The sequence below is a fragment of the Micromonospora sp. D75 genome (genome assembly GCF_018070405.1).
Classification (GTDB): Bacteria; Actinomycetota; Actinomycetes; order Mycobacteriales; family Micromonosporaceae; genus Micromonospora; species Micromonospora chalcea.
On sequence record NZ_JAGPXV010000633.1, the window covers coordinates 1 to 3,424 of the forward strand.

Sequence of the window (3,424 nt, forward strand, 5' to 3'; positions counted from 1 at the left end):
CCCGACGGTGAAGCGGCGGTGCCGCTGCTGCCCGCGCAGGACGTCAAGCGCGTCGGCGACGGCGACACCGGCCCGAACACGGGCGGGATGGGCGCGTACGCGCCGCTGCCCTGGGCCCCGCCGAACCTGGTGGACGACGTGATGCGCGACGTGGTGCACCCGACGCTCGCGGAGCTGCGCGACCGGGGCACCCCGTTCGCCGGCCTGCTCTACGTGGGCCTGGCGATCACCCCGTCCGGCCCGCGTGTGATCGAGTTCAACGCGCGCTTCGGCGACCCGGAGACCCAGGTGGTGCTCGCCCTGCTGGAGACGCCGCTGGGTGGGCTGCTGCACGCCGCCGCCACCGGCACGCTCGGCGCGCACCCGCCGCTTCGCTGGCGCGACGGCGCGGCGGTGACAGTCGTGGTGGCGGCCGAGGGCTACCCGGCGGGCCCGCGTACCGGTGACGTGATCACCGGCGCGGACCGCGCCGGGATCATCCACGCCGGGACCCGCCGCGACGCCGACGGCACGTTGCGCTCCGCGGGCGGCCGGGTCCTCTGCGGTACGGCGACCGGCCCGGACCTGGCCGCCGCGCGCGACGCCGCCTACGAGTTGGTACGCGAGGTCGAGCTGGCCGGCTCCCACCACCGCACCGACATCGCGGCGGCGGCGGTGGACGGCCGGGTCACGATTCCGGGCTGACGGCGGACTGCGGCGGGGCGGGCGGCACCATGCCGATGGCCGCGCCGATGATGGCCTGGACGGTCCGGCTCAGCTCCTCGCCCTTGGCGTCCGTCGCGGTGACCGAGTACTCGATCCGGAACCGGCCGTCCCGGGTGGCGGCGACGCCGGCGAGGTAGCCGAACCGGCTGCCGGTCTTGAGCCACAGGGTCTGCCCGTCCACCTCCATCGCGGTCAGTCCGGCGCCGTACTCGCCCAGAACCCGGCCCTCGTACGTCGGCCGGGTGAACATCTCGGTCAGCCACGGCTCGGGCACCACCCGGCCGGCGAACAGCGCGGTCATGAAGGTGTCCAGATCGGACAGGCTGGAGATCAGGTTTCCGGCGGCCGGCGTGAAGGTCTGGCTCCAGGTCGTCGCGTCGACCAGCTCAGTGCGGCCGTCGCGGACGACGACCTGGTAACCGCGCGCGTGCGGTCCGCGCAGGCGGGGGTCGTCGCCCGGTGCGTACGTGTCGCGAAGCCCGAGCGGCCGGGCGATGCGCCGCCGCACCTCCTCGGCGTACGAGTGGCCGGTGACCTTCTCGATCAGCATGCCGGCCACGATGTAGCCCATGTTGGTGTAACGCTGCTGTGTGCCCGGCTCGAACTCGCGCCCGTTGCGCAGGCCGAGGCGGACGAGCTGCTCCGGGGTCCACCGTTCGTAGCGGTGGGCCAGCTGCCACTCGATCCCGGGCGGCACGGTGGGGCTCGGTATGCCGTGGGTGTGGTTCAGCAACTGGCGGACGGTCACCGGCGGATAGTCGGCCGGTAGCAGGCCGGGCAGGTGCCGCTGCACGGTGTCGTCGAGGTCGAGCCGTCCCTCGGCGGCCAGTTGTAACGTCACCGCCGCGGTGAACACCTTCGTGACGCTGCCGATCCGGAACCGCCCGTTCGGCGGCACGGGGGCTGCGCCGCGCAGGTCGCGTACGCCGCTGGTGCCGGTCCAGCAGCCGTCGGGGGTGGTGACGCGGACCTGGGCGCTTGTGGCGTCGTCGTTGGGCAGGCCGGCTATCGCCCGTCGCAGGGATGTGGGGTCCACCGTGCCGGCGTCGCAGCCGGGCCGGTGCGGTGGGCCGGCGGTGGCCGGCAGGGCGGGTACGGCGGTGGCGAGCAGCGCGCCGGCCAGCACCGTGGCGAGTCGGCGGCGGCCGGGCATATCGATTCGTCTCATGCCGTTGATCGTGTCGACACGGGCGGGACGGAACATCGGGGACTGTCCCGCAGTTCCCCCGGTCGTCCACCCGCGGCCCTGGGGGTGTATGCCGTAGGTGACACGGCGATCACCGCGTCCGGCCGCACCGGCGGCGGTCGAGGGGCGGGTCAGGATTCCCCGCTGATCCGGGCCGGGATCAGCGGCGGTCAGTCGAAGTAGCGGCGCAACTCCCGGCTCAGCACCTTGCCGGTGGCGTTGCGCGGCAGGTACTTGACGAACACCACGTCCCGCGGCACGGAGAAGCGGGCCAGGTAGCGCCGGACGTACTCGCGGACCGCCTCCGGGTCGAGCGTCTCGCCCGGCCGCAGCGCCAGGAACGCGGCCAGCCGCTGGCCGTAGTCGGGGTCCGGTACGCCGATCACCGCGACCTCGCGGACCTGCGGCAGCCGGGCGATCAGGTCCTCCACCTCGGACGGGAACACGTTCTCGCCGCCGGAGACGATCATGTCGTCCGCCCGGCCGTCCACGAAGAGCAGGCCGTCGGCGTCGAGCCGGCCGAGGTCGCCGGTGTCCAGCAGGCCGTCGCGGCTCTCCCGCCCGACGCCCGAGGTGTAGCCCTCGAAGAGCATCTCGTTGCCCACGAAGATCCGCCCGACCTCGCCGTCCCGGACGGGGCGGCCGTTCTCGTCCAGGATCGCCAGCCGGGTACCGTGAGGCGGCCGGCCCGCGGTGGTGGGCGCGGCGCGCAGTTCGCGTGGGCCGGCGATGGAGGCCCAGGAGACCTCGGTCGAGCCGTAGAGGTTGTACAGCACGTCGCCGTAGCGGTCCATGAAGGCGGTGGCCAGGTTACCGGGCAGGGCGGATCCGCTGACCGCGACCACCTTGAGCGGGGGCCGGGGCAGCGGCGGCTCGACCTCCATGAGTCGTTGCAGCATCACCGGTACGGCGAACATCGCGTCGCACCGCTGGGCGACGAGCGCGGTCAGCGTGGCGGCGGGGTCGAATCGGCGGTGCAGCACGACTGTGGCGCGCAGCGCGAACGAGACCTGGAGGGCGGCGTACCCCCAGGTGTGGAAGATCGGCGCGGCGATCATGGTGGTGTTCCGCGCGTGCAGCGGGATGCGGTCGATGATGGACACCAGCGGGCCGAAGCCGTGCGGGGTGGGGCGGCGGGCGCCCTTGGGCGCGCCGGTGGTGCCGGAGGTCAGCACTATGGTGCGGCCGTCCCGCTCGGGCGGCTGGAGCTGTTCGCCGGGGACCGCGGCGGCGATCAGCTCCTCGTGCCGCCGCTCGTCGACCCGGTGCACCTCGGCGGGGAGGCCGAGGACGCGCTCGGTGAACTCGCCGTCGTGGACCAGGACGCGCAGGCCCTGTTCCTCGGCCACGGTGCCCAGCTGAGCCGCGGACAGTCCGGTGTTTACCAGGACGGCGTCCGCGCCGAGCAGCATCGCGGCGACTATCGCCTCGATCAGGCCGTGGTGGTTGCGGCAGAGCACGCCGACCCGGTCACCGGCCTGGACGCCGAGGTGGGACCGGAGGGAGCGGGCCAGCCGTTCTGACCGCTCCAGC

3 protein-coding genes are annotated in these 3,424 nt (G+C 73.8%); 1 reads left to right on the forward strand and 2 read right to left on the reverse strand.

Features of this window, described 5'->3' with window-relative positions; genetic code table 11:
* Positions 1-684, forward strand: a 684-nt coding sequence (locus KBX39_RS26820; RefSeq protein ID WP_282102484.1) for a phosphoribosylamine--glycine ligase, incomplete at its 5' end; no start/stop codon positions are given.
* On the opposite strand, the gene KBX39_RS26825 is transcribed toward KBX39_RS26820, so the two are convergent.
* On the reverse strand, positions 668-1,873 hold the full coding sequence (locus KBX39_RS26825; RefSeq protein WP_210873126.1) for a serine hydrolase: 1,206 nt from the start codon (positions 1,871-1,873) through the stop codon (positions 668-670). The genes KBX39_RS26820 and KBX39_RS26825 overlap by 17 nt on opposite strands.
* Positions 1,874-2,061: 188 nt before the next feature.
* Positions 2,062-3,424, reverse strand: a 1,363-nt coding sequence (locus tag KBX39_RS26830; protein WP_210873128.1) for an AMP-binding protein, incomplete at its 5' end; no start/stop codon positions are given.